This window comes from Streptomyces sp. UG1, from assembly GCF_049974585.1.
Lineage (GTDB): Bacteria > Actinomycetota > Actinomycetes > Streptomycetales > Streptomycetaceae > Streptomyces.
Window position 1 is genome coordinate 60,097 of the sequence record NZ_JBNGGG010000045.1, and the last position, 26,296, is coordinate 86,392.

The following is a 26,296-nucleotide window of genomic DNA, read 5'->3' on the forward strand; positions in this document are numbered from 1 at the left end:
GAGGCGCCGACAGGCGCCTTCCGCGTCCGTACACTGCGCCGTCCTCGGCGCTCACGCGGTTGCCCGGGCCACCTCCGTGAGCGGTTCGGCCGTGCCGGACAGGACCGCGACGGCGTGGGCGGCCGAGGCGAGGGTGGCATGGCGGTGCCAGCCGCTGAAGGAGCGGCCGGAGAAGTCCCGGATGCCGACCCGTTCGGCGATCTGGGCGAAGTCCTGCTCCACGCGCCGGGTCAGCCGGCTGAGCCGCAGCAGCTGGGCGGGGTGCAGGTCGGTGATGTCGGTCAGCCACAGTTCGCCCGGCCAGCGCCGGCCGTTGTCGCCGGCGCCGAGCAGTACCAGGTCGCGGCTCCAGGAGGGGCGGCGGGAGGTGCGCCGGGGCAGCTGCACCCGGACGGCCGCGGTCAGGCCCGCGTGCACGGCACCGCCGGCCGGGCCGGGTCTGCGCTGGATGACCGGCTGGCGCAGCGGGCGGGCCATCAGCATCAGCTGATGTGCCGTCATCTCCGTCTCGGCGGTGCTGCGGGGCAGACCCGGGTCGATCGCGGACAGCCTCAGGTTGGCGCTGACGCGCAGCAGCATCGGCGCGCCCGCGGCCTGCAGCCGGCGCACGATGCTCGTGACGTCGGCCTCGCGCGCGTCCATGACGGCCGGGCGCGCCGGCAGGCCCCAGTTGCGGGTGATGTCGAGGTAGGCCTCCACGCTGCACTGGTCCATGGTCTCGGGCGAGGCGCTCTCCGGGATCGAGGCCTGCCGGCGCCGGGTGGCGTCCTCCAGCCAGGTCTCGGGCAGGTGCAGGCGCCAGTTGACGGGGGTGCTGTGCTCCTCGGACACCGCCCACACGCCCACGGCCTGCTGGGCGTTCATCATCTGGCCGCGGCTGGGGTCGAAGCGGCGGTCCACGCCGACCGAGCTGTCGCCGGCCTTGGGTATCACCATCGGCCGCAGTACGTAGGCGCGGGCCGGGGAGATCTCCTCGAGGTGGCGGGCGAGGGCGCGGCGGACGGGGCTCCAGTCCCAGGTGGAGCCGCTGATGAAGTGATGCAGGCTCTGTTCGGCCGCCTCCCCGCCGAACAGCGAGGAGATGTTCCGTATCGACTTGCGGCCCTCGACGCCGAGCAGGCCCTGTACGTACTCCACGCCCCTGCGCCGCTGGTCGCTGCGCGGCAGGGACTCGAAGAGCACCGAGCTCAGCTCCTCCAGCACGCTCTCCTGGGACGTCGCCCGCGCCGAGGGGAACAGCTCGCCCTGCATGATGCGCCTGTGCAGCCTGCCCTGCATCCCATCCCACCTCGTCAGTCGGTCCCGATGCCTGCTCCGGCAGCCTCGAACCGGCCGTCCAAGGGCAGGCCAAGGCACGGGAAACGCGCAGGCCGGGAAAGCGGGGGCCGCGAAGGCAGGGGGGAATCGGGGGAGCTGGGAGGGGACCTCGGAGGAGCCCGGCGGCTCAACGAGAGCGGGAGAGCTCCGAGCGGCGGACGGGCTGCGGGGAGCGGAAGCGGACGGGCCCGCGGTGGCCGGGGGGATCCGAAGAGCGGAGCAGCCCCGGCGACGGACGCGGCCGAGAAGCGGGCGGAGCCCAAGGAACGGCCGACCGAGACGAGCGGACAGGATCCCGAAAGCGGAGGGGGCCCGAGGAGGTGGGCGAGATCCTGTCAGCGGGCAGGCCCGAGGAGGTGGGCGGGATCCTGGCAGCGGGCAGGCCCGAGGAGGTGGGCGGGATCCTGGGAGTGGGCGGGGCCGAGGAGGTGGGCGGGATCCTGGCGGCGGGCGGGGCCGAGGGAGTGGGCGGGATCCTGGCGGCGGGCGGGGCCGAGGGAGTGGGCGGGATCCTGGCAGCGGGCAGGGCCGAGGGAGTGGGCGGGATCCTGGGAGCGGGCGGGGCCGAGGGGTGAGGTGCGCGGACTGGTCAGGGGTGGTGCGCGGTTGGGGCAGGCGGGGAGGTGGGGGGCGCCTACGTTGGCGGGTGGAGATGGTGTCGGTGCGTTCGCTCACCGCGGCGGGGTGGATCGCGGCCCGCCGCGGTGGGCGAACTCTTTTTTCGGAGGCCGTATGTCCCGCTTCGATTCCCGGTTCGCATCGCGCCTCGGATACGCGCGCATGTTCCGCCCAGGTGCGCTGACCCTGGGCGTGTTCTTCCCGCTGGAGTCGTACGACGGCCCGGTGGCCCGGATGGACGTCGCGGAGCAGACCGACCGCGCCGTCCGGGCGGAGCGCGCGGGGTTCGCGGCCCTGTGGGTGCGTGACATCCCACTGCTGGACCCGGCGTTCGGCGATGCCGGGCAGATGTACGACCCCTGGGTCTGGCTGACCCACATCGCGACGCACACCTCGCGCATCGCGCTGGCCACCGGCTCCACGGTGCTGCCGCTGCGCAACCCCATCGACACCGCGAAGTCCGCCGCCTCGCTGGACCTGCTCAGCGGCCGGCGGCTGGTGCTCGGCGCGGCCACCGGGGACCGGGGCGTGGAGTTCCCCGCGTACGGACTCGACCGCGACGACAGCGGGGGGCTGTTCCGTACCGCCGTCTCCACCCTGCGACGCCTTTGGACGGAGGACTTCCCGACCGTCGACTCGCGCTACGGCGCCTTCCGCGACGCGGGCGTGCTGCCCAAGCCGTCCGACGGCGGCATCCCCGTCCTGGTGACGGGGCACAGTCGGCAGAGCGTGCCGTGGATCGCCGAGCACGCCGACGGATGGCTCATGTATCCGCGCCCGCTGATCCAGCAGCGCCGGACGACGGCCCTGTGGCAGAAGGCGGTGCACGACGCGGGCGAGCCCCGCAAGCCGTTCTCGCAGTCGCTCTACCTCGACCTCGTGGAGCGCCCCGACGCCCGCCCCAGCGCCATCCACCTCGGCTACCGGACCGGGCGGCGCTATCTGCGCAGCCACCTCGAGGGGCTGCGGGACGCCGGCGTGCACCACGTCGTACTCAACCTCAAGTACGGCCGCAGGCCGGTCGACGAGGTGTTGCAGGAGCTCGCCGAGCACGTCCTGCCCCACTTCCCTGCACACGAGGCACACGAGGCGCACGAGGCGGCACCGGCGGTCTCCGCCGCCTGAGGCACGGGCCTCGGGGAACGGGGCCGTGGCCGTGCCCGTGCCCGTGGCCGTGGCAACAAACCCTCAGGAGCCGGAGTACGGCTGTCGGGTGCCGTGATGTCGCGGCGCCGCGCCGTCCGTCTGCCGTGCGCCGCAGCGACGGCAGACGGCCGCGTGCCGTGCGGGCCGGACGGCCCCGCACGGCGGGTCGAGGTCTATCTCCACTCCCGCGGGCACCATCAGCCACCGGGCCGGTACCCCCTCATGGTCTTCGCGCCGCATACCGCCTCCTCGCCTTCGGCCGTGCTGTACCGGCGGATCCGGCCGGACCGCCACCGGCCAGCGTCGGCCCGGCCGGTCCAGGCAGGGTGAATCCCCGACCAACGAGCTGGCTCCGCCCGTGGAACCGCACCGGCCGTGGAACCGCGCCCCGCTGGGAGCGCATCACCCGGAGAACCGCACCACCCGTCGCAAGACGCGCCCCCGCCCCACGGCGCTCACCCCGCAGCAATCAGCACCCCGAGGTGCTCACTCCGAGGCGGTCAGCACTCCCGAGACGGAGCGGCCGCGGAGCTCGCGGTCGGCGCCGGGCAGGACGTGGAGTTCCGCGTCCTGGGGGGAGGGCAGCGCCAGCCGGATCAGGTCCGGTACCCGGAACGCGAGGACGGACGGGTCGGGCTGGTCCACCCTCACCACCACGTGGTGGTCGAGCAGTTGGCCCACCAGGGACTGGACCCACCAGGTGTCGCCGCCCAGCAGCCGCCGGGCCCGTGCCATGTCGAAGGAGGCCGCCCCGGCCGCCGCCAGCAGGGCCAGCGCCCGGCGCAGCGGCCCGGGCAGCCGGGCGACGGCTCCGGCCGCCCGGGCCAGCACGTCGCAGGCCTCGTCGTGGAGTTCCGCCGCCAGATGGCCGTCGTCCACCAGCCCGAGGGCCAGGTCGGGAAGCGTCCACATCGGGCGGGCCGCGAACTTCTCGCCCACGGCGCGCAGGGTGAGCGGGAAGTTGCCCATCAGCTCCGTCACCTGACCGAGCGCGTCCGGCTCGCCGGCGATGCGCTCGGGCCCGGCGACGCGCGCGAAGAAATCCGCCGCGTCCCGGGCCGACAGCGGCCCCAGCGACAGGGGCCGGGCGCCGGGCAGGCCGGGCAGCCGGACCCGGGAGGTCACCAGCACCAGGCTCGCGCTGTCGGCCGGCAGCAGCGGCAGCACCTGGTCGGTGCTCGCGGCGTCGTCCAGGAGCACCAGCAGCGACCGCCCGGCGGCGAACGCGCGGAACATCCCCGCGAGTTCGTCGGTGTCCTCGGGCAGCGCCGCCGGGTCCTCACCGCAGTCCCGCAGCAGCATGCGCAGCACGGCGGCCGCCGGACGGGGGCGGTCGTCGCCGCCGTGCAGCCGGGCGTGCAGCGTCCCGTCCGGGAACCGCCCGGCCAGCCGGTGCGCCCCGTGCACGGCGAGCGCGGTCTTGCCCACCCCGGCCGGGCCCAGCAGTACGACGACACGCGGGCCCTCGCGTTGTGTCCCGTCGTCCGGCCGCGTCGCGCCCGTGCCCTCACCCGCGAGTGCGGTCAGCTCGGCCAGTTGCCGGGTGCGGCCGGTGAAGTCCGGGGTGTCCAGGGGCAGTCGCCCGCGGACGGGCCGTGCGGGCGCCGCGGCGGGTCCGCCCGCGGGGGGAGCGGCAACCGCCTCGGCGGGTGCGTCCGCCGGCACCGTCGCCGGCCGGGGCAGCGCCTCGTTCAGCACGTCCTGCTGCAGCTTCTGCAGTCGCTCGGACGGTTCGATGCCCAGTTCGTCGACGAGCCGGCGGCGCAGCCGCCCGAACGCCTCCAGGGCCGTGGCACGCTGCCCGGACCGGTGCGCGGCGTGCATCAGCTGCGCGGCGAACTCCTCGTTGAGCGGGTGGTCCGCGGTGAGTTGCTGCAGCTCCCCCACCAGACCGCGGTGGCGGCCGAGTTGCAGGTCCGCGGTGATGCGCAGCTCCAGCGCGCTGAGCCGGGAGTCGGCGATCTGCGCGATCTGCGCGGCGAGCAGCGGTCCGGTCTCCAGCCCGGCGAAGGGGTCGCCGCGCCACAGTGCGAGCGCCTGGCGCAGCAGGGCCGCGGCGGTGCGCGGATCGCCCTCGTTCAGCGCGGTGCGGGCGCGCGCGACCTGGTGCTCGAACTCCCACAGGTCCAGTTCGCCCGGCTGGAGATCGATCCGGTAGCCATTGGGGCCGGTCCGCACGCGCTCGCCCCCATCCACCGGGCAGTGCAGCGTCTTGCGTATCTGGTAGACGTACGTCTGCACGGTCTTTCGTGCCAGCCGTGGCGGGTCGGCCTCCCACAGCTCCTCGATCAGGGCCGAGGTGGACACCAGGCGGTTGGCGTTGAGCAGCAGTAGCGCCAGGGCGCGCCGGGCCATCGGCGCGGTGGGTGTGCGGTCCTCCCCCTGCGCGCGGATCTCCAGGGGGCCGAGCACCCCGATCCGCAGCGCACCGCCGTCCGCGGCAGTCCGTGCGGTGTCGTTCATGACGTCCTCTCCCTTTCCTGCCCGCGCGGCGGGCCTCTCGCGTACGACGGCCCCGGCGGGCGGGCCGAAACGTTTCCCGTCGGTCCGCGCGTGGGACTTCTCGGGGCGCGGGCGGCGGCTCGCGCCATGGCCGCCTCGCGTTTCGTACCACTGCCGCATCCGGGATCGGCGGAGCTTTCCGATGCCGGTCCTGGGGACGTCCCGCGGGCTCACCGGGACGACGCGGGCAATGTGCAGGCCGATTCGGTCGGCGACGCGGGCGCGGATGGCGGCTGCCGCCCCGTCCTGCACGGTGCCGGGCCGCGGGTGGTAGAAGACGGCGAGCTCCTCGCCGTCGGCGCCGGTGACCGGGCAGGCCACGGTGTGGGACGGGGTGACGAAGTCCAGCTCCTCCACCGCGGCCTCGATCTCGTGGCTGTGGCAGCGCACGCCGCCGCACTCGACGAGGTCGTCGGCGCGGCCGGTGACGGTGAGGATGCCGTCCTCGACGAACGCCAGGTCTCCGGTGCGGAACCAGCCGTCCGCGGTGAAGGCGCGGCGGGTGTGCTCGGCGTCGTCGAGGTAGCCGCGGGTGACCGAGGGCCCGCTCACCTGGAGGTGTCCCACGGTGCCGGCGGGCACGAGCTCGCCGCGGTCGTCGATGCAGCGCACGGCGGTGCCCGGGTGGGGCCGCCCGGCGGGGACGTAGCGCCCGTCCCCGGTGTCCAGGTCGGACAGCCGGCAGTCGACGACGCCCGACGCCGTCTCGGACATGCCCCAGCCGGGGAACATCGCGTCCCCGGGCAGCCGGAACGGGGCGAGCAGTTCCATGAAGCGCCGGACCACCGAGGCGTGCACCGCCTCCCCGCCGTTCATGATGTAGCGCAGGCGGCTCAGGTCCCAGTCCTGGCCGGCGAGCCGGTGCGCCTGGTCGTTGACGAGGGAGAAGGCGAAATTGGGCGCCCAGGTGGTGCAGGCCCGGTGCCGGTCGGCGAGGGCGAGCCAGCGCAGCGGGTCGGCGAGGACCCAGTCCTGGCGGGCGTGCACCTGGTAGGCGCCGAGGTAGACGTCCCGCACGTGGAACAGCAGCAGTCCGCCGGCGTGGTCCAGCGGCATCCAGTTGACGGTGCGGGTCGCCTCGCTGAGCTCGTTGGCGCGGGCCGTGGCGGCGGCGCGGCTGAGGATGTTGCGGTGGGTGAGCATCACGGCCTTGGGCACTCCGGTGGAGCCGGAGGTCAGCAGCAGGGCCGCGAGGTCGTCGGGGCGGGCCGGGTGGCGGTGGTGGTCGGGGACGGCGGCGCGCAGCCGGTGCGGGTGGCCGAGCCAGGACCTGACCCAGCTGGGGTGCGCCCGGGTGGCCGCGAGGACCTGCTGTCCTTGGCCGGTGACGACGCGCGGACGGCCGTAGCGCTTCCACACCGCGTCGAGCAGGCCGGGCGCGGCCGCGCGGGCGCCGTCGGTGGCGCCGGTGCCGACGAGCAGCGGGACGAACCCGCCCAGCACGCAGGCCCAGAACACGGCCAGCAGCTCGGTTTCTTCGGCGATGTGCAGGACGACCCGTTCCCCGGGGCGCACCCCGGCCTCGCGCATCCCGGCGAGCGTCCGGGCCGCCTCCGTGAGGAGCCGCGCGTAGCTCCACCGGGTCTCGCCGCCGTCGGCGCCGACGAAGCACAGGCCCTCGGCGTCGGGGGCGAGCGCGGACCGCACCAGCGCGTTGCCGAGCGTGCCGCACTCCGGGTGCGGGGCGGGCCCGCCGTCCAGCAGTGCCAGGCCTGTGCCGGTCATGAGCCATCACGCTCCCTGCGGTAGTCGCGGGGGGTGATGCCGTAGCGGTCGCGGAAGAGCCGGCTGAAGTGGGACGCCCCGTACAGTCCGGCCCGCTCCCCGATCAGCGCGACGGGCAGGTGGTCCAGGGAGGGGTCGGCCAGTTCGGTACGGCAGCGGGCCAGCCGCTCGTCGCGGATCCAGCGGGCGGGGCTGATGCCGTGCTCCTGGAAGATCTTCTGCAGGTAGCGCAACGAGATGTTGTGCTCGCGGGCGATCGTCACCGGGCTCAGATCGGGCTCGGCCAGCCGCTCGCGGACGTAGGCCTGGATGTGCAGCATCAGCGTCTGCCGGGCGATCTGCGGGTCCTGGGCGACCTCGCGCATGCGCTCCGCGAAGAGCGCCGCGGTCAGTCCCACGACGCTGCCGCCGAGCAGGTCGACCGCCGTCTCCACCTCCCTGCCGTGCCGGCCGAGCCCGTCGAGGAGGGAGGACAGCAGGGCGGCCAGCCCTTCGGCGCCGGACCACGGCCGGGCCGTCAGAGGCTCGGCCTCGGGTGCGGTCAGGCCCACCAGGCGGTGCGTGACCACGATGTCGACCAGGCGGAAGTTCTCGGGCATCACCGCCTTGTAGGGGCGGGTGCTGTCGAAGCAGACGAGCTGCGGGGCACGTACGGTCCCGTGCCGGCCGTCCTGGAACACCCAGACGGATCCGGTCAACGGACGTACGACGCGCAGGCAGCCCGCCGTGCTCAGGTCGATCTGGCGGCCCGGCCGGATCAGTTCTCTGGGGCCGTCGCCCTTGACCAGTGACACCCGTACCCCGCCGAACTGGTGGGTCCTGGTGGTGCCATCGAGCGGTTCGTCGTGCTCCCTGACGATCTGCACCCCGCCGCGGCCGGCGGGAGCGGGTCCGGCAGTGACGTGCGTCGGCTTCAGCTCGTCGAGGCGTGGCACCGCATCAACCTCCATCCGTGCGTCCGGGACGGAAACCGGCCACCCGCGCGGGCGTTCCGTCGCCTTGCCCCAGGAAAACATACCCGCATGCTGGTATCGAAGTCGTATCGGAGGATTCGATGGCACGCAAGCCCACACGCGTTCGAACAGTCCGCGACACGGGAGGGGCGAAAACGAGACGGCGTGATCCCGCACGAGGCGGTACGCGTTTGCTCAAGGACCGGCTGCGCGCCGACCTGCCGGCCCTGCCCAGGGATCGCCCGCGACCGCGGGCCTCGTTCGCCCTGGGAGCCTGCTACCGCAGGGCTGCCTCGATCCGGTCTGCGGTCTGCCGCTGGCGGCGGGCCGAGCGGGTCAGGTCGGCCGTCTCCGCGGCGGCGGTCAGCTCGCGGTAGCAGATGCCGTACGAGGGCAGCGTGCCGAGGATCTCCCAGGCCCGTTCGTCGCCGTGGCCGTGGGCCTCGGGCGGGACGTCCCACAGCAGCCGGTGCGGGCGGGCGCCCTGCCGGGCGAGCGCCTGCCGGCGCCGGGACGTGTGGATCTCCTCATGCATCCGGCACGCCAGGTGCACGGTGGCGGCCGCCAGGCCCGCTGGACCGTCGGGATCCGCGCCCGCCCCGTGCTCGCCGAGGTGGCGGACGGCCGCCTCGTCCAGGCCGGCGGCCGTCACCGAGACGGCCGAGGAGACGCCGGCCGGGTCGAGGCCGGCGTGCGCGGCGCGCTCCAGCCCGGTCAGGACGGCGTCGACGAGACAGGCGTACCGCTCCAGGGAGACGACGGACACGGCGTGCACCCCGATGCCCTCGGACAGGCACGCGGTGATCGTCTCCAGGCCCCGCTCGGTGGCCGGGATCCGGATCATCAGGTTGGGCCGGCCGACGGCGCCGTGCAGGGCGCGTGCACCCGCGACGGTGGCGCCGGCGTCGTGGGCCAGGTGGGCGGGGACGGCGGCGCAGACGTGGCCGTCGGCGCGTCCGGAGGCCTCGTACCGCGGCCGCAGCCGGTCCGCGGCACGGCGCGCGCCGTGGGCGACCAGTTCACCGAGCGCCTCGGCGACCGGCCGGCCGCGCCGGGCCAGGGCGCGCAGATGCGCGTCGTACTCCGGGTACGGCACCACGGCCCCGTCCGGCGCGGCGCCGGCACCGTGTGCGTGCAACAGCCCGCCGAACGGACCGTCGTCCACAGCGTCCAGGGCGACGGCCCCGGCCAGGTCCCGGCCGGAAGCCCCAGCGACCTCCTGGGCGACGGACGCGGCCGCGTCCCGGCCGGCGGATGCGGCAGCATCCCGTACGGCGAGCGCGGCGACAGCCCCAGCGACGTCCTGAACGACAGCCCCAGCGCCGTCCTGGACAGCAGCTCCAGCGGCATCCTGGGCGACGGACGCGGCGGCCTCCCGGGCAGCGGACGCGGCAGCGTCACGCTCGGCGGGGCGAGCACCGGACGCGGCAGCATCACGCTCCGCGGTCCAAGCACCGGACGCCACAGCCCCAGCGACGTCCCGGACGGCGGACGCGACAGCATCCCGAGCACCGGACGCGGCAGCATCCCGGTCGGCGGGCCGAGCACCGGACGCGGCAGCATCCCGGTCGGCGGGCCGAGCACCGGACGCGGCAGCTTCACGCTCGGCGGGCCGGGCACCGGACGCGGCAGCGTCACGGTCGGCGGGGCGGGCCGCGGGCGTGGTGAGTACGGCGGTGGTCATCGCCGGCCTCCGCGCGCCGTACGGGTGAGGCTGTTGCGGGCGGCCGCGGCGACTCGTTCGGGGGTGAGGCCCAGGTGCTCGTACAGCCGCTGGTAGGGGGCACTGGCGCCGAACTGTTCGATGCTCACGGCCTCTCCCGCCCCGCCCAGCAGCACGTACCAGCCCATGGCGGTGCCGGCCTCCACCGACACCCGGGCGGCGATGTGCGCGGGCAGCACGCTCTCGCGGTACTCCTCGTCCTGTTCGGCAAACCACTCCAGGCACGGCATCGACACCACACGGGTGGGGATGCCCTCAGCCTGCAGGATCCGGCGGGCCTCCAGGGCCACAGGGACCTCGCTGCCGGTCGCGACGACGATCACCTCGGGCGGTGCGCCGTCCGCCTCGGCGAGGACATAGCCGCCGCGCAGGAGGCCGTCGGCCGGTGCGAGGCCGGAGCCGGGCGAGCGGTCCAGCACCGGCAGGTCCTGGCGGGTGAGGGCGAGGCCGGCGGGCCGGTCGGCGCGCTCGAGGATGCCGCGCCACGCCACGGCCGTCTCGTTGGCGTCGGCGGGGCGCACCACGTCCAGGCCGGGGATGCCGCGCAGCGACCACAGGTGCTCCACCGGCTGATGGGTGGGCCCGTCCTCGCCCAGCCCGACGGAGTCGTGCGTCCACACGTAGGTGACGGGCAGCCGCATCATGGCCGCGAGCCGCACCGCCGGGCGCATGTAGTCGGAGAAGACCAGGAACGTGCCGCCGTAGGGGCGGGTGCCGCCGTGCAGGGCGATGCCGTTGAGGATCGCGCCCATGGCGTGCTCGCGGATGCCGAAGTGCAGGGTGCGGCCGTAGCGGTGGCCGGGGAAGGCCTTGGTGGCGTGCTCCTCGGGGAGGAAGGACGGCTCCCCGCGCATGGTGGTCAGGTTGGACTCGGCGAGGTCCGCGGAGCCGCCCCACAGCTCGGGCAGCACCCCGGCCAGCGCCGAGAGCACCGCCCCGGACGCCTTGCGGGTGGCCGGCTGCCCGCCGGCCGGGAAGTGCGGCAGGTGCCGCGTCCAGCCCTCGGGCAGCCGGCGCGCGGCGATCCGGTCGTACTCGGCGGCCCGGCGCGGGTGCGCGGCCCGCCAGTCGGCGTACGCGCGATCCCATCGGCGGTGGGCGAGGCGGCCCCGGTCGAGGGCGGTGCGGGTGTGCGCGAGGACGTCGTCGGGCACCTGGAAGGAGCGGGCGGGATCGAGGCCCAGGACCTCCTTGAGCGCCGCTGTCTCGGCCGCGCCGAGTGCGGAGCCGTGGATCTTGCCGGAGTTCTGCTTGCCGGGTGAGGGCCAGCCGATGACGGTGCGCAGGGCGACCAGGGAGGGCCGGCCCGTCTCCCGCCGGGCCGCGCTCAGCGCCCGGTGCAGTGCCTCGGCGTCCTCGGTGTAGGCCCCGCCGGCCGTCCAGTCCACCTGCTGCACCTGCCGGCCGTACGCCCGGTAGCGGGCCAGGACGTCCTCCGACACGGCGACGCAGGTGTCGTCCTCGATGGAGATCCGGTTGTCGTCCCAGAGCACAACCAGGTTGCCGAGCTGCTGGTGCCCGGCCGGCGAACTCGCCTCATGGCTCACCCCCTCCTGCAGGTCCCCGTCGGAGGCGAAGACCCAGATCGTGTGGTCGAAGGGAGAGGTGCCGGGCGGGGCACCGGGGTCGAACAGGCCGCGCTCGCGGCGGGCGGCCATCGCCATGCCGACGGCGTTGGCGAGCCCCTGCCCGAGCGGACCCGTCGTCGTCTCCACGCCCGGCGTGTGCCCGTACTCGGGGTGCGCGGGCGTGCGGCTGCCCTCGCGGCGCAGTGCCGCGAGATCGTCGAGGCCGAGCGGGTAGCCGCTCAGGTACAGCTGGACGTAGAGGGTCAGGCCGGCGTGGCCGCAGGACAGCACGAAGCGGTCCCGGCCCGCCCAGCGGGGGTCGGCCGGGTCGTGCCGCAGGAGTTTGTGGAACAGCAGGTGGGCTGCCGGAGCGAGGCTGATCGCGGTCCCGGGGTGGCCGTGACCGGCCGCCTCCACCGCGTCGGCGGCCAGGGCGCGCGCCACGTCGACGGACCGGCGGTCGGCGTCGGTCCAGGCCGCCCGGGCCTGACGGACGTCGTCGTACTCGGTGAGCGCTGCGGTCATGGTTCCTTCCTCGGACGGGACCGGCGTTCAGCGGGTGACGTCGGTCGGCGGGAGGCCGCTCCGGCCCCGGGAACGGAGCAGGAGGGCGGCGGCATGGGCCGCCGAGGCGAGCGTGATGTGGCGGTGCCAGCCGGCGAAGGTGCGGCCCTCGAAGTCGTACAGGCCGACACGGCGGCCGGTGACGGTCACGTCCTGGGCGAGCTGTGCCGGAGTGGCGGCCAGCCGCACCAGGGCGCCGGTGGGCAGGGCGGTCAGGTCGGTGAGCCAGAAGGCGGTGTCCAGCGGGCTGAACGGGTCCCTCTGCGCCAGCAGCAGCTGCCGACGCCGCGGTCCGGGCGGGGTGTCGGCCGTCTGGCACGGCACCCGGGCGACCTCGCGGTGGCCCGTCCCGGGAGCGGGGGTGCGCACGCGACTGAAGCGGCGCGGCGCCAGGCCGCCGGCCAGCCGGCGCGCGGTGACCGCGCGGCCGGTGCCGCGGCCGTCGGCGGTGAGAGGGCTCAGCAGTTGCGAGGCGCTGATGCGCAGCAGGTAGGGGAAGCCGCCGGCGCCGAGCAGAGCGGCGACCCGGCCCGCCGAGGCCTGCCGGGCGTCCAGCAGGACCGGGGGGCGGGGTGCCCCAGCGGCGGGGGCGGTGTCCAGGACCATCTCGAGACCGGCCCCGACGCCGTCCACGGCGACCGTGTCGGCGGGGATGCCGGCCTGTGCGCGCAGGTGGGCGTCGTCCAGCCAGCGGGAGGTGAGCTGCAGGTGCCAGTCGACCGGGTAGCCGCCCCGCTCCGAGGCGGCCCACAGCCCGACGGCCCGCTGCGCGTTGGCGGACCGTCCCGTGCCCCGGTCGGCGAAGTAGTCGACCCCCACGCCGCCGCGTCCGGTGCGGGGCATGGTCGCGGTGTGCACGACCCAGGCCCGGGGCGGTGCGAGGCGGCCCATGTGGCGGGCGAGGGCGTCGCGCACCGGGCACCAGCACCACGTCGAGTCGCTGACGAAGTGGTGCAGCCGCTGGGCATCGGCCGGCACGCCGGTGTGCGAGGCGATGTTGCGGATGGTCTTGCGCCCGGTCGCCGCGAGCAGCCCCCGGATGTACAGCTCACCGCTGCGCCGCTGGTCGCGGCGGGCCAGGGGACGCAGCACCCGACGGGACAGGTCGGCGACCGGATCGGCGTCGGCAACGGCATCGGGACGGCCGTCCGGCCGGTTCCCGGTGCCGTCCGGGCCGGGCCGACCGGTCTCGGGATGCGGCCCGGTGCCGGTGTCGCCGCTGAGCCGCACGCCCGGCCGGGGCGGGACGTACGAGGCGACGGTGCTCATGTGCCGATCCGGCCGTAGGCCGCTTTCAGCAGCCCGGGGGCAGGGTCCTGAAGCAGTCCGGGGCGGCCCGGCGCGTCCAGGACGACGAACCTGAGCCGGGTGCCGCGGGTCATGCCGTCGAGGGCGAACGCGGCGCGCAGCCGCTCCCAGGCGTAGCGCGGGTAGGACGTCGGCAGCCTCAGCGATTCCAGCACGGCCCGGTGCCGCGCCACGTGCCCGGCGTCCAGCCGCCCCGCCGCACGGGCGAGTTCGGCGGCGAACACCATGCCGATGGACACGGCGTGGCCGTGCCGGATGCGGTAGTTCTCCGCGTGCTCGACGGCGTGGGCGAGCGTGTGGCCGTAGTCGAGGAACTCCCGCGTGCCCTGGGCGGGCGGCTCCCCCGCGACCACGGCGGCCTTCGCGCGCATCGCTCCCTCGATCAGCTCCCGGGTCCGCTCGCCCGCCGGGTCAGCGGCCGCCCGCGGGTCGGCCTCGATCAGGTCGAGGAGGGCGGGGTCGCTGATCAGGCCCGCCTTGACGACCTCGGCGAGGCCGCTGGTGTAGTCGGCGCGCGGCAGCTGGGCGAGCAGGTCCAGGTCGCACACCACGCCGGCCGGCCGGTGCAGGACGCCGACCAGGTTCTTGCCCTGCGGGATGTTGAGGGCGGCACGGCCGCCGACCGCGGCGTCGACCATGGCGGCCGGGGTGGAGGGGGCCAGCACCAGGCGGATGCCGCCCTGCCAGGTGGCGGCGAGGACGCCCGCGAGGTCGGCGGTGGCGCCGCCGCCCAGGGCGACGACGGCGTCGGAGGGGGTGAAGCCGGACTCGGCGAGCTGCGACCAGAGGTAGACGAGGACGCCGGCGTCCTTGGCCCCCTCGCCGGGCGGCACCACCAGGGGCAGCACATGGCGGCCGTGGCGTTCGAGGTCGCCGGCGACCCGGTGGGCGGCCGCGGCCAGTTTCGGCGGGTGGACGAGCGCCACCCGCAGCACCTTCTCCCCGAGCATGCGCCCGACCTGCTCGTGCAGACCGCTGCCGACGACGACGGGGTACGGCGTGGGGCCGGCCGCCCGCAGGGTGGCGGTCACAGGGGACGAATTCGTCGGGAAATTCACGTTATGCCTCATTTGACGGCCAGGTGGGTGAGATAGGCGCGGTGGTTGCGGGCGGTCTCCGGCACGCTGTCGCCGCCGAACTTCTCCAGCGCGGCATCCGCGATCACCAGCGCGGTCACGGCCTGGGCGACCACCGCGGCGGCCGGCACCGCGCACACGTCGGAGCGCTGGTGATGGGCCACGGCGGGCTCGCCGGTGCTCACGTCCACGGTGGCCAGGGCCCGCGGCACGGTGGCGATCGGCTTCATCGCGGCGCGCACCCGCAGCAGTTCGCCTGTGGAGATGCCGCCCTCGACACCGCCGGAGCGGCCACTGGTGCGGCGTACGCCGCCGTCGGCGGGGACGATCTCGTCGTGCGCCTCGGAGCCGGGGACCGCGGCGAGCGCGAAGCCCGCCCCGAACTCGACTCCCTTGATGGCCTGGATGCCCATGAGGGCGCCGGCCAGGCGCGCGTCCAGCCGGCGGTCCCAGTGCACGTGCGAGCCGAGGCCCGGCGGCAGACCGTGGACCAGGACCTCGACGACGCCGCCGAGGGTGTCCCCGGCACGGTGCGCCCGGTCGACCTCGGCGACCATGGCCGCCGACGCCGCGGCGTCGAAGCAGCGCACGGGGTCGGCGTCGAGCCGCTCGGTGTCCTCGGGGCCGGGCAGCGCGGGCGAGACGGAGTGCTGTCCGCCGAGTGCCACGACATGGCTGACGAGCCCGATCCCGTACGCCTGGTGCAAAAAGGCCTCGGCGATGCTGCCCAGGGCGACCCGGGCGGCGGTCTCCCGGGCGCTGGCCCGCTCCAGGACGGGCCGGGCGTCGTCGAACCCGTACTTCTGCATCCCGGCCAGGTCGGCGTGGCCGGGGCGGGGACGGGTGAGAGGTGCGCTGCGTGCCTGGCCGGCCAGCTCGTCGGCGGGGACTTCGTCGGCGGCCATCACGGTCTCCCACTTGGGCCACTCGCTGTTGCCGACGCGGACGGCGAGGGGGCTGCCGAGGGTGCGGCCGTGCCGTACCCCGCCGGCGAAGGCCACTTCGTCGCGTTCGAACGTCATACGGGCGCCGCGCCCGTGCCCCAGGCGGCGGCGGGCGAGGGCCTCGGCGACCTGGTCGGTCGAGGTCCGTACACCAGCCGGCAGTCCCTCGAGCACAGCGGTCAGGGCCGGCCCGTGCGACTCGCCGGCGGTGAGCCATCGCAAAGCAGACAATGCGGTTCCTTCGGTGTGGTGCGGAGCGTCGGAGTCGGCGCGGGGTGGACGGGTACGGGGCACCACCGCGCCGACATGTGCGGCGACTGCGGGATGCGGGGCGGGGCGGTAGTGCGGGTGGGGCGGTGGTGCGGGAGGGGCGGTGGTGCGGGAGGGGCGGTGGTGCGGGAGGGGCGGTGGTGCGGGAGGGGCAGTGGTGCGGACGGGGCGGTAGTGCGGACGGTGCAGTGATGCGGGCGGTGCAGTGGTGCGACGTGGGCGGTCGGGTGCGGGGCGTCGCTGCGGCGCCCCGCGCGGCGGATGCCGGCTGGCCGAGGCCGCCGCGCCGCCCGCATCACCGATCCCAGGTGCAGGACGCCGCCGCGCTGCCGTGCGCGGTGGATGCCGGGTGTGGCGGGTGGTGTCACGCCGCCGTGCGGGTGCCGGTGCGGCGTGCCGCGGTCTGGTGCAGCCGACCCGGGGTGCGGGCGCCGGCCGGGTCCGGGACCCGCTGTACCCGCCAGCCGCAGTCCTTCAGCTGCTGTGCCATGCCCAGCGCGGCGGTGGGCGCGACCCTCAGCTCGACCAGACCGCTGGGCTTGCCCGGCGAGTGGTCGATGGACATGTCCTCGATGTTGATGCCGAGTTCGGAGGCGGCGCCCAGCAGCCGCGCCAGCTCGCCCGGCTGGTCCCCGATGAGGATCCGCACCGGCACGCAGGTGAGGTCGGGGCCGCCGTGCTTGCCCGCGATGGCGCCGCGGCCGGCCAGCCCGCGGGTGAGCAGGTCGGCCAGCAAAGTGGTGCCCTGGGCGCGTTCGTCGGCGTCGCAGGCGGCCAGCCCCCGCAGCGCCGCCACGGTGACGTCGAGGTCTTCGGCGAGTTCCGTCAGCACGTCGGCGACCGCCCTCGCGTTGGACTCGAGGATGTCGCCCCACAGCCGTACGTCGCCCTCGGCGATCCGGGTCACGTCCCGCAGCCCCTGGCCCGCCAGCTGCACCGCGTCGGCGGACAGGTGCTGCAGCCGGGCCGCCACCAGCGCGGCCACCACGTGCGGGGCGTGGGAGACCACCGCGACCGCCCGGTCGTGCGCCTCGCTGTCCATGAGGACGGGGATCGCACCGCACAGCGCGACCAGTTCCAGCGCCTTGTTGAGGGTCTCGCGCCCGGTGTGCGGGGACGGGCTGAGCACCCAGGTGCGCTCCTCGAACAGGGTGGCGCAGGCGGCCAGCGGTCCGGAGCGTTCCCGCCCCGCCATGGGGTGGCCGCCGATGAAGACCGACGGATCCCCGCCGTGGGCGGCGGCCTCGCGCTCCGGTCCGCCCTTCACGCTCGCCACGTCGGTGTAGCTGCGGGCGAGCCCGCGGGTCTGCTGCTCGGCGAGGACGGCACCGATCCGGGCCGGCGGCACGGCCAGTACGGCGATGTCGGCCGGCACGGGCGGAGTGCCGACCTGGCCGGCGCCGAGGGCCGCGGCGGTACGGACCGCGGACTCGTCGGCGTCGCTCAGGTACACGCACACCCCGTGCCGGGTGAGGGCCAGCGCGATGGAGGTGCCGATCAGGCCGGTGCCCACCACCGCGGCGGTGCGGATCATCCGGCGCCCCCTCCGGCCACGGTCAGGTCCCGGCGCAGTGCGGCCGCGCCCCCGAGGTACACGTGCTGGATCTCGGGCTTGGGCCGCTCGGTGTCGGCGTGCGCGAGGATCCTGACCACCCGGGGCAGTGCCCCCTCGACGTCGAGTTCCTGCGCGCACATCAGCGGCACGTCGGCCAGGCCGAGTTCGCGCACGGCGACCGCGGGGAAGTCGCTGTGCAGGTCGGGGGTGGCGGTGAAGATGACGCTGACCAGGTCGTCGTGGACCAGTCCGTTCGCGTCGAGCATCTGCTGGAACAGGGTTTTCACGCTGTCACGCAGGTGGAGCCGGTCGTCGCGCTCCAGCTGGACCGCGCCGCGCACTGCTCGCATCGTCATGGCGCCCTCTTCGCTCGGTTGGGATGGTGCCGGTGGTGGGGCTCAGGCCGCCGCGGCGATCCGGGCGGGGCCCTGCCGCAGGGGGGTGCCGCGCTCCCGGTACAGCTCGGCGACCTGGAAGGCGAGGTCGAGCGACTGGTAGCGGTTGAGCCGGGGGTCGCAGGCCGTCCGGTAGCGCTGGTGCAGGTCGTGGACGGCGATGTGGTCGCCGCCCCCGACGCACTCCGTGACGTCCTCGCCGGTCAGCTCGATGTGGATGCCGCCGGGGTGGGTGGCCAGGGCGCGGTGCACCTCGAAGAAGCCGCGGACCTCGTCCAGTACGTCGTCGAAGCGGCGGGTCTTGTGTCCGCTGGGCGCCTCGAAGGTGTTGCCGTGCATGGGATCGCACAGCCACACGACCTGGGCGCCAAAGTCCGTGACCTTCTCGACGAGGTCGGGCAGCACGTCGCGGACCTTGTCCCGGCCCATGCGGGTGATGAAGGAGAGCCGGCCGGGCTCGCGGCCCGGATCGAGCCGGTCGATGAGGGCCAGTGCGTCGTCGGGCGTGACGTTCGGGCCGAGCTTGACCCCGATCGGGTTGCGCACCCTGGAGGCGAACTCGATGTGGGCACCGTCGAGTTGACGGGTCCGCTCACCGATCCAGATCATGTGCGCGGACACGTCGTAGGGCAGCGCGGTGCGCGAGTCCGTGCGGGTGAGCGCCGTCTCGTAGTCGAGCAGCAGCGCCTCGTGGCTGGAGTAGAACTCGGCGGAGTGGAACTCGCTGGGGTCGGCGCCGCAGGCGGCGAGGAACGTCAGCGCGTCGTCGATGGACCGGGCGAGGTCCTCGTAGCGCTCGCCGATCGGTGAGCTGGCGACGAAGTCCCGGTTCCACTCGTGGACCTGGCGCATGTCGGCGTAGCCGCCGGTGATGAAGGCGCGGATCAGATTGAGGGTGGCGGCGGAGGCGTGGTACATCCGCTTCAGCCGCTCGGGGTCGGGCCTGCGGGCCTCGGGGGTGAACTCCAGGCCGTTGACCGAGTCGCCCCGGTAGACGGGCAGTTCGACGCCGCCCTGCACCTCGGTGGGCTTGGAACGGGGCTTGGAGTACTGACCGGCGATGCGGCCGATCTTCACCACCGGCACCGAGGTGGCGTAGGTGAGGACCGCGGACATCTGCAGCAGGGTCTTGATCTTGTCGCGGACCTTCTCGGCGGTGACCGCGGCGAAGGTCTCGGCGCAGTCGCCGCCCTGCAGGACGAACGCCTCGCCGCGGGCGACCTGGGCGAGCCGGCCGCGCAGCTGGTCGCACTCCCCCGCGAAGACGAGCGGCGGGTAGGCGGACAGCTCTGCGACGACGTCGCGCAGGGCTTCGGGGTCGGGCCAGTCGGGCTGTTGGGCGGCCGGCAGCCGGCGCCAGGAGTCCGGGGACGTCACGGTGTGCTCAGCATGCATGCGGGTAAGGCCTCAATCTCGTACGGAAGGAAGGGGCCGGCCGCCCGGCCCGGGCCGCGGCGTGATCGCCGGTTCTGCTGAGCACCGGCTACTCCTCGAGCAGGTCGGGCTGCTCGGCGACGATCTCGTTCCACAGCAGCTGGAAGCTGAACCAGCCCAGCTGCTCGTCCCCGAAGCCCTCGCGGGCGGCCAGGGCCTGCTCGTGTGTGAAGGTCTGCGGGGTTCCCGCGGCCTGTGCGAGCAGCTGCACCTGGGCGCAGCTGTCGTAGGTGAAGAACCAGTGCACGGCCTCGTCCAGGGAGCCGCCCACCGTGATCAGTCCGTGGTGGCGCAGCAGGATGGCCCGGTTGTCGCCGAGCTTCTCGGCGATGTCGCGGCCCTGGGCCACCGAGACGGAGGGGCCCTCGTAGTCGCCGTAGAGCACCTGGCGGCCGTAGAACGCGGCGGACTCCTGGTCGATGGGCTCCAGGAGCCGGCCCAGGGCGCCCAGCGCCCGGGAGTGGGGGGTGTGGCCGTGGGCGGCGGCGGTGGCGCCGGGGTGCAGTTCGTGGATCTGCGAGTGGATCACGAAGGCGCTGGGGTTGACCGGGTGACGGCCGCTGACGACGCGTCCGGTGGAGTCGACGCAGATCAGGTCGGCGACGCGGGCCTGGTTGAAGGAGACGCCGAAGGGATTGACCCAGAAGCGGTCCTCGTGTTCGGGGTCGCGCACGGAGATGTGGCCGGATATGCCTTCGCCGAACCCGTACTTGCCGAACAGTCTCAGGGCGGCGGCCAGCCGCTGCTTGCGGTGGCGGCGGGTCTCCTCGTACGTGGCGAAGTGCGGCTCGCCGGGGATCGGCAGCCCGGTGGCGGTGTCGGCGAGATAGGCGGGGCGGGGCTCGGTGACGGTCGTGCTCATGCGCGGGTAGGTCCTTCCTGGGTGGCAGTGGCCCGGGGCGGCGCGCCGTCAGGCGGCGACCGGTTCGGCCTCGCTGCGGGCGGCGTTCACGGTGGCGGAGTGCTCGAGGATCGCCGCGACGATGTCCTGGCTGCGGTCGACGAGGGAGGGGATGCCGAAGGTGAAGAACAGGGCTCCGGCGGCGATGTTGCCGAGCCCGTACAGACGCGGGTCGGGCCGGCCGTTGCTGGTGAGCCGGCTGGTGGCGCGGGCCAGCTGCAGCCCGCCGTGCGGGTGGCGGCTGGCCGCGCGGGCCCGGATCAGCGAGGTGACCAGGGACAGCGCGCTGGTGGGGATGCGCCCCTCGGAGGCGTTGACGGCGCTGATCACCCGGTCGGCGCGGAACTCGGTGCCGTCGGCCGCGAGCACGTCGAAGCCGCTGTCGTCGGCGGGGGTGATGTCGAGCAGGCCGGAGTACATCTCCAGCTGCCCCGTCTCGACCAGCTCGAGCAGCACGGTGGCGCTGCTCGGCGGCATCGGGCAGCACAGGCTCATGATGGTGCGGTAGTGGGCGCGCAGGACCTGGACCTTGTCCTCCTCGCGCAGCAGCGGCCATACGTCGGGGCCGGTCTCGGGCACGGCACGCTGCAGGATGCGCAGGCCCATGTGCGGCGAGTCGACCTCGTCGATCTGGCGGCGCAGCCGGTCCACCGGGTCCTCCAGGTCGACGCGGATGATCTCGTGGATGACGGCGTCGAGGTCGGCTCCCGCGTCGCGGAACTCGGCCCGCATCACCGCGGCGACGTCCTCGATGGCCAGCTCGCGCCGCCCCCTGGCCGTGGTGCGCATCCGCTCCGGCGTCAGATGGCGCAGCTCGAAGTGGACGGGCCGCTGCCGCACGCCGGGCAGCACACCGCGCCGGGACAGCAGGCTGATCGGGCCCTGATGGCCGCGGGCGGCCAGCGACAGCACGATGTCGACGGCGGTCAGGCCGCTGCCGATGACGGCCACGTGCTCGTCCTCGCCGATGTCCTCCAGCGTGCCGGAGACCGGGTAGGGGTCGCCGACGAAGCCGGGGGTGCCGCCGAGGCCGTAGACGTCCTTCGGGCTGTCCCCGCCGACGGACAGGACGACGTAGTCGAAGGCGCGGGAGGATCCCGGGCCGGTGCGCAGCAGCACCTGGTTGGGCAGCCGGGCGGCGGAGCCGACGGCCTCGCCGATGATGTCGACGCGCCAGCCCTTGCGCCGCAGTTCGCCGAGGGCCGCGTACGCGGACTCCTCCAGGTAGTCGCCGTAGACCGGGCGGGGCGCGAACCGGGCCCCGGAAATGCGGTCGACGCCCCGCGAGACGCCGGCGACGCGGTCCCGCGTCTCGAGCCAGCGCTCGAAGTGGCCCAGGTCCCCGGCGCGTACGGACATGTCGTCGGGGGTCGCGTTCACGCGCAGCGTCTCGGAGTCCACCTGGTAGGCCCGGCCGCGCCACAGGTGGGGCGACGGCTCGAACACGGTGAGGGTGCCCGGGTCGCCCTCGCTGCGGGCCAGGGCGTCGACCAGGCAGACGGCGGCCGCGCCGCCGCCGACGACGCCGATCGAGATTCCAGAGGACATGTGTCAGTCACCTATCGGTATGCGGACGGCTCGGGGCGGGCAGGCGCAGTACTCCGGCGCCGGGCGGGTGCGGGGCGCGGTGTCCGCTCCTGCCGTGTGCGGGCGGAGGGGCCTCACCAGGTGTGCCTGCACAGGACGTGCCTGCGCGGGTCAAGCCTGCGCGCGTCATGCCTGCGGGGGCTCCAAGCGGTGGAAGCTGCCCTGCAGAAAGATCAGCGGGGAGCGGGTGCCGCCGCGCACGCCGAGCCCGACGACCTCGCCGATCACCATGACGTGGTCGCCGGCCACCACGTGGTCGCGGTAGCGGCACTCCATCCAGCCCGCGGCGTCGAAGAGCAACGTCCCGGTGTGGACGCCGAGTTCGGCGGGCTGGGTGCGCACCGCCTCGTCGCGCTCGGCGCGCGGGCGGGCGAAGAGCCGGGCGAGGTCCTCCGAGCCGCCGTCGAGGATGGAGATGCCCCAGACCCTGGCCGCCATCAGGTCGGTGAGGAAGCCGGAGTCGCTGCGGAAGCTGACCGACACCAGGGGCGGCTCGAGCGACACGGAAGTCAGGGAGTTGACGGTGACCGCGCTGTGCCGGCGGCCGTCCTGTTCCTGGCGGTGTGTGCTCACCACACACACGCCGGTCGCGAAGTGGCGCATGACGGCGCGCAGGTCGCTCGGGGCGTCGACGGCACCCGTCGTCTGATCCGCTGCTGGGGCCTGGCCCATGGTTGGTCCTCTCCGGGTCTTGGGACATGCGGCGCGGAGTCTGCGGTCGGTGTCACCGGGACGGCCGGGCCGAGGGCAGAGCGCATGGGAGACGAACGCGGATGTCCGAAAGTGATGAAACGATCCGCTGCCAGCGACTGTAGGAACGGGCCCGATCCACCACTTGCCGCCTCGCGCACGAGCCCTTGCGGAATCACGCGCCCCGGTCTTCCCACCCCGACCGCCCCGCACCCACCGGGGTCTGCGCGGACAACGCGGGACGGCCGGCCCCCGAGAGGGCCGGCCGGTGAGAGAGGGGTGCGGGGTCGCTCAGAGCAGGGTGCGCCGGGGCGCCGGGCGCCCCCGGTGGCCGCGCGGGCGCTGTGCCTGCTGCGTGGCCAGGGCGACCTCACGCCGAGCGGCCTCGGCGATCTCGATGATGCGCTCGGCGTGAGGCAGCAGCCGCGCCCCCGCTTCGGTCAGGGACAGTTGACGCCGGCTGCGGTCGAACAGCTCGGTCCCGACATCCTCTTCGAGGTTCTTGACCTGGGCGGTCACGGTCGACTGGGCGTAGTGGAGGTTCTTGGCGGCTCTCGTGAAACTCAGCTCGGCCGCCACCTCCCTGAAGGCCCGTAACTGCTGGAACTGCACGACACGGCCCCTTTCTCCGGCCACGTTCCCCCGACGTGAAAAATAAGATACCAGCTTGCCCGTTTTTTTTGCCTCCTCGTGCACGCGTACGGGTCGGTCACAGGCGCTGCCGGCGGCTCCCGTCACGCCGGCCGTTCAGTCGGCCATCGCGGCCGGTGACATCAGGTCCCGGGCGATCTGCGGCAGCACCCGGTCCAGCAACTCCCCTTCGCGCACGGCCCCTTCGACGGTGCGTGGCACGTCGTCCACGGCCACGGCATGCGCGTACAGGGCGGGTAGATTGCGCTGGCAGGCCGCGAGCACGGCCCGCCGCCCGGCGATCTCCTGCTGCGGCGCGAGCGGTACGAAGGCCACCACGACCGCTTGGCCCGGCTCGGGCAGGTCGGTGTGGACCACGGCGCACTCCCGCACGCAGGCCAGTTCGAGCAGTTCCCCCTCCAGGGCGAAGAAGCCGCTCTCCCAGTCGGTGTCCGGGGCGTGCTCGTAGAGGTCGGGCGCGTGGGTGACGGTCATGCGGAGATCTCCTGTTGCACGGTCTGCTCCAGCTGGAGATTCAGGGTGATGATCGGAACCACCGCCTCCAGCAGCTGCGCGGTCCGGATCCGGCCCGTGGGGCTGTAGGGAATGTGGTCGACCGCGATCACGTGTGCCGGGATCGACGGCACCCGGCGGGCACAGGCGGTGCGCAGCGCGGTGTATCCCGTGGCCTCGCGCCCGACGGCGACCGCGATGAACGGCACGACGAGCGCGTCGCCCAGCGAGGGCAGGCTGACCCGCACCACGGCGGTGTCGCGCAGGCAGGGCAGGTTGAGCAGGTCCGACTCGAGGCGGAACAGCGCGGCGTCGAGGGCGCGGTCACGGGCGGGCGATGTCACGCCCGAACCGCGCCCGGTCACAGTGAGCCGGCCCTGCTCGTCGAGGACACCGAGGTCGTCGGTGACGAAGAAGCGCTGCTCGCCCGTGCCAGCGTCGAGGGTGACGAACGCGTTCTCACCCTCGCGGTCCTCGCGGTCCTCGCGGTCCTCGAGATAGCCGTCCATCACATGGTGGCCGGCGACGGCGACCCGGCCGGGGCGTCCGGCCGGCAGCACGGCGCCGGCCTCGTCCAGGACCGTGACCGTGGTGCCGAGCACCGCCCGGCCGGTGCGCGCCCTGGTGACCTGCGCCTCCTCCGGGGTGAGGATCGCGCTCAGCCCGGTCTCGGGTGTCGTGTAGGCCAGGTGCAGCACAGGGCCGAGCCGCTCCCAGGCGGCGTTGACCGTCCAGCGGCCGAGGTGCCGGCCCGGCGTGATCACGCACCGCAGCTTGCCGGTGTGTGCCAGCGGCGCGGAGGCCGGGTGGGCCAGCAGCCGGCCGAGCGTGCCGGGGTCGATCACCGCGGTGGTGACCTGTTCGGCGGTGACGAGCGCGGCCACGGTCTCCGCGTCCTGCGTGGCGTCCAGCACCACGGTGGCGCCGACCGCGAGCAGGGTGCGCGCCAGCTGCAGGGACAGCGGCAGCCACAGCGGTGCGGCCACCAGGTGGGTGTCGTGGGCGTCGAAGCCGAACTCGTCGACCAGGTCGACCAGTCCACGCCCCTCGGCGGCGGCCCGGCGCACCGCGATCCGCTGCCGCTGCCCGCCGGGCACGACGCTGAAGGACTCCCGGTGCAGCGGCTCGGGCAGCCGCCTGAGCGGCTCGCTGTGCAGCAGCCGGCGGACGGAGAGCTCCGCGTCGGACCCGCCGGAGACCTTCGTGCCCCGCAGTTCGTCGCGCACGTGCTCCTGGCCGTCCTCGCAGGGTGCGGCCTTGCGCTCACTGCCGGCCGGTTCGCGCGTGCGCTCGGCCCCGGCGGCTGCGCACGTCTGCCCGTCCTCGGCCGATCCGTGCTCCTGCTCGCCATCGCAGCGGGTGAACGTCCGCCCGCCCTCGGCCCGTACACACGCCTTCGGCCCGGTATCGTCCACCGCCGTTGCGTCCAGCACGATCCGCAGCGCCCCGGGCCGGCCCGGCCACGCGCACCCCTCCAGCAGCGGCCCGTGCTGCGCGGTGACGAACACCGCGCACGGGTCGAGCACGCCGAGGACCGCTTCGAGCCGGTCGGCCTCCAGCGCGGGGTCGAGCCCCGTGCAGGGGATGCCGAGCGTCGCGCAGGCGGCCAGGGCGACCGTGAGCTCCCAGCTCGGGTCGGCCAGGAACACCGCGCGGGCGGGGCGGACCTCGGGCAGCCGGCCCACGAGGCCGGCCGCGAACCGGTCCACCGCGTCGGCGAACTGTGTCCATGACAGGCGCGTCGCGCCGTCCACGACGGCGATCGCGTCCGGGCGGACGGCCGCATGCCGGCGGATGTCGTCAAGCTTGATCATGTGGCTTCTCCGTGGTCGGTGAGCCCGGGCTCCGACGTCTGGCCCCCGTCGCACGCCGCGCGGGCGCGCCGGGCCAAGGGGCACCAGGCCGCGGGCGGGCGCGGAGGCGTATCAGGCCTCGGGAGCCGGATCCAGCCAAACAAACCCGCATGCAGGTTTTCTATGCTTATCGGAAAGTGCGATGACAGGGCGCCGGCATGTCAGGTCGCACCCCACGGCACGCTCGCGGACACCGACAATCCGTGGGTCCCGGCCCGCCGACCCGACCCGCGGAGGACGCCTTGACCGGCCACCGGCCCCGCCCGCCGACCGCCCTCCCCCTCTCCCCCTCACCCGACTTCTTCCCGGCGCCGCCCCGGGCCGGCGCCGCGGACGGCCGCGGCGGCGGGCGGGCACCCATGAGGCCGGTCGCCGTCCTCGTGGGTCTGCCCGGGGCGGGCAAGTCCACGGTGGGACGGCTGATGGCCCAGCGGCTCGGGGTCGGCTTCCGGGACACCGACGAGGACATCGAGGAGCGCACCGGACGGTCCGTCGCACAGATCTTCGCCGCGTACGGGGAAGGCCGCTTCCGCGAGCTGGAGCAAGCGGCGGTGCGCATCGCGCTCGCCGAACACGAGGGTGTGCTCGCGCTGGGCGGTGGTGCCGTCGTCGACCCCGTCACGCGCGGGCTGCTCGCGGGCGGTCCGGTGGTGCATGTCGACGCCGAGGTCCCAGAGGTGCTGGGCCGCCGCCAGGGTGTCGCGGGCCGGCCGCTGCTCGCCGGGAACGCCTCCGCCCGGCTGCGCAGCCTGGCCGCGCAGCGCGCGCCGTTCTACCGCGAGGTCGCCCGGGTGACCGTACCCACCCGGAACCGCAGCGCCGCACAGGTCACACGGGCGGCCCTGCTCGCCCTGTCCCTGCACCCGGCGCGGTGACCGGCGGCCGGCGGGTTCACCGGCAGCCATCCGGTGCCGACCGCGACGACGCCACCGGCCCGGCCTCGAAATACGACGACCCGACACGCCGGACACCGTCCGACCGCCGACGGGCCGGGCCCGAGGACCTGTCGCGTCCGGGCGAGCGG

21 protein-coding genes are annotated in these 26,296 nt (G+C 74.6%); 4 read left to right on the forward strand and 17 right to left on the reverse strand.

Going from position 1 to position 26,296, the window contains the following annotated elements; translation table 11 throughout:
- Nucleotides 1-51 precede the first annotated feature (51 nt).
- On the reverse strand, nucleotides 52-1,278 hold the full coding sequence (locus ACP4J3_RS39630; RefSeq protein ID WP_426541196.1) for an IS701 family transposase: 1,227 nt from the start codon (nucleotides 1,276-1,278) through the stop codon (nucleotides 52-54).
- 359 nt (nucleotides 1,279-1,637) lie between these two features.
- Between ACP4J3_RS39630 and ACP4J3_RS39635 the strand changes: the two genes are divergently transcribed.
- Both ACP4J3_RS39635 and ACP4J3_RS39640 read left to right on the forward strand, forming a co-directional pair.
- Nucleotides 1,638-1,892 (forward strand): hypothetical protein, encoded by a 255-nt coding sequence (locus tag ACP4J3_RS39635; protein WP_426541197.1) that lies wholly within the window; start codon nucleotides 1,638-1,640, stop codon nucleotides 1,890-1,892.
- Nucleotides 1,893-2,049: 157 nt separating this feature from the next.
- Nucleotides 2,050-3,060, forward strand: a complete 1,011-nt coding sequence (locus ACP4J3_RS39640; protein ID WP_426541198.1) for an LLM class oxidoreductase — start codon at nucleotides 2,050-2,052, stop codon at nucleotides 3,058-3,060.
- A gap of 507 nt (nucleotides 3,061-3,567) precedes the next feature.
- Here the strand turns inward: ACP4J3_RS39640 and ACP4J3_RS39645 are convergent.
- The 3 genes from ACP4J3_RS39645 to ACP4J3_RS39655 form a co-directional block, all read right to left on the reverse strand.
- On the reverse strand, nucleotides 3,568-7,308 hold the full coding sequence (locus ACP4J3_RS39645) for an AMP-binding protein (protein WP_426541199.1): 3,741 nt from the start codon (nucleotides 7,306-7,308) through the stop codon (nucleotides 3,568-3,570).
- Complete coding sequence (locus ACP4J3_RS39650; protein WP_426541200.1) at nucleotides 7,305-8,243, reverse strand: helix-turn-helix domain-containing protein; 939 nt, start codon at nucleotides 8,241-8,243, stop codon at nucleotides 7,305-7,307. Before ACP4J3_RS39650 ends, ACP4J3_RS39645 begins: the two co-directional genes overlap by 4 nt.
- Before the next feature lie 295 nt (nucleotides 8,244-8,538).
- Nucleotides 8,539-9,426 (reverse strand): transaldolase family protein, encoded by an 888-nt coding sequence (locus tag ACP4J3_RS39655; protein WP_426541201.1) that lies wholly within the window; start codon nucleotides 9,424-9,426, stop codon nucleotides 8,539-8,541.
- On the opposite strand from ACP4J3_RS39655, the gene ACP4J3_RS39660 reads away from it, so the two are divergent.
- Nucleotides 9,394-10,041, forward strand: coding sequence for a hypothetical protein (locus ACP4J3_RS39660; protein WP_426541202.1), 648 nt, complete (start codon nucleotides 9,394-9,396; stop codon nucleotides 10,039-10,041). The two genes, ACP4J3_RS39655 and ACP4J3_RS39660, sit on opposite strands and share 33 nt — an antisense overlap.
- Here ACP4J3_RS39660 and tkt read toward each other — a convergent pair.
- The 13 genes from tkt to ACP4J3_RS39725 form a co-directional block, all read right to left on the reverse strand.
- Complete coding sequence (gene tkt, locus ACP4J3_RS39665) at nucleotides 9,942-12,077, reverse strand: transketolase (RefSeq protein ID WP_426541203.1); 2,136 nt, start codon at nucleotides 12,075-12,077, stop codon at nucleotides 9,942-9,944. The two genes, ACP4J3_RS39660 and tkt, sit on opposite strands and share 100 nt — an antisense overlap.
- 27 nt (nucleotides 12,078-12,104) lie before the next feature.
- A complete protein-coding gene (locus ACP4J3_RS39670; RefSeq protein ID WP_426541204.1) occupies nucleotides 12,105-13,385 on the reverse strand; it encodes an IS701 family transposase in 1,281 nt (426 codons plus the stop codon).
- Nucleotides 13,382-14,455, reverse strand: coding sequence for a 3-dehydroquinate synthase family protein (locus ACP4J3_RS39675; protein ID WP_426541205.1), 1,074 nt, complete (start codon nucleotides 14,453-14,455; stop codon nucleotides 13,382-13,384). Before ACP4J3_RS39675 ends, ACP4J3_RS39670 begins: the two co-directional genes overlap by 4 nt.
- A 35-nt stretch (nucleotides 14,456-14,490) precedes the next feature.
- A complete protein-coding gene (gene aroC, locus ACP4J3_RS39680; protein ID WP_426541206.1) occupies nucleotides 14,491-15,675 on the reverse strand; it encodes a chorismate synthase in 1,185 nt (394 codons plus the stop codon).
- 403 nt (nucleotides 15,676-16,078) lie between these two features.
- The gene (locus tag ACP4J3_RS39685) at nucleotides 16,079-17,245 is read right to left on the reverse strand and encodes a prephenate dehydrogenase (RefSeq protein WP_426541236.1); all 1,167 of its coding nucleotides are present in this window, start codon (nucleotides 17,243-17,245) and stop codon (nucleotides 16,079-16,081) included.
- The gene (gene aroH / locus ACP4J3_RS39690; RefSeq protein WP_426541207.1) at nucleotides 17,245-17,625 is read right to left on the reverse strand and encodes a chorismate mutase; all 381 of its coding nucleotides are present in this window, start codon (nucleotides 17,623-17,625) and stop codon (nucleotides 17,245-17,247) included. Before aroH ends, ACP4J3_RS39685 begins: the two co-directional genes overlap by 1 nt.
- A gap of 42 nt (nucleotides 17,626-17,667) precedes the next feature.
- Complete coding sequence (locus ACP4J3_RS39695; protein WP_426541208.1) at nucleotides 17,668-19,059, reverse strand: class II 3-deoxy-7-phosphoheptulonate synthase; 1,392 nt, start codon at nucleotides 19,057-19,059, stop codon at nucleotides 17,668-17,670.
- A gap of 88 nt (nucleotides 19,060-19,147) precedes the next feature.
- Nucleotides 19,148-19,960, reverse strand: coding sequence for a class II aldolase/adducin family protein (locus ACP4J3_RS39700; RefSeq protein WP_426541209.1), 813 nt, complete (start codon nucleotides 19,958-19,960; stop codon nucleotides 19,148-19,150).
- A gap of 48 nt (nucleotides 19,961-20,008) precedes the next feature.
- Nucleotides 20,009-21,547: an FAD/NAD(P)-binding protein gene (locus ACP4J3_RS39705; RefSeq protein ID WP_426541210.1), complete on the reverse strand. Its 1,539-nt coding sequence runs from the start codon at nucleotides 21,545-21,547 to the stop codon at nucleotides 20,009-20,011.
- Between the two features lie 165 nt (nucleotides 21,548-21,712).
- Complete coding sequence (locus tag ACP4J3_RS39710; protein ID WP_426541211.1) at nucleotides 21,713-22,258, reverse strand: flavin reductase family protein; 546 nt, start codon at nucleotides 22,256-22,258, stop codon at nucleotides 21,713-21,715.
- A gap of 309 nt (nucleotides 22,259-22,567) precedes the next feature.
- A complete protein-coding gene (locus tag ACP4J3_RS39715; RefSeq protein WP_426541212.1) occupies nucleotides 22,568-22,888 on the reverse strand; it encodes a LysR family transcriptional regulator in 321 nt (106 codons plus the stop codon).
- Nucleotides 22,889-23,023: 135 nt separating this feature from the next.
- A complete protein-coding gene (locus tag ACP4J3_RS39720) occupies nucleotides 23,024-23,401 on the reverse strand; it encodes an AMP-binding enzyme (protein ID WP_426541213.1) in 378 nt (125 codons plus the stop codon).
- A complete protein-coding gene (locus ACP4J3_RS39725) occupies nucleotides 23,398-25,233 on the reverse strand; it encodes a class I adenylate-forming enzyme family protein (protein WP_426541214.1) in 1,836 nt (611 codons plus the stop codon). The genes ACP4J3_RS39720 and ACP4J3_RS39725 overlap by 4 nt, the downstream gene beginning before the upstream one ends.
- Nucleotides 25,234-25,631: 398 nt before the next feature.
- Here ACP4J3_RS39725 and ACP4J3_RS39730 point away from each other — a divergent pair, with 398 nt between their 5' ends.
- Nucleotides 25,632-26,147, forward strand: coding sequence for a shikimate kinase (locus tag ACP4J3_RS39730; RefSeq protein WP_426541237.1), 516 nt, complete (start codon nucleotides 25,632-25,634; stop codon nucleotides 26,145-26,147).
- The last annotated feature ends 149 nt before the right edge of the window (nucleotides 26,148-26,296 follow it).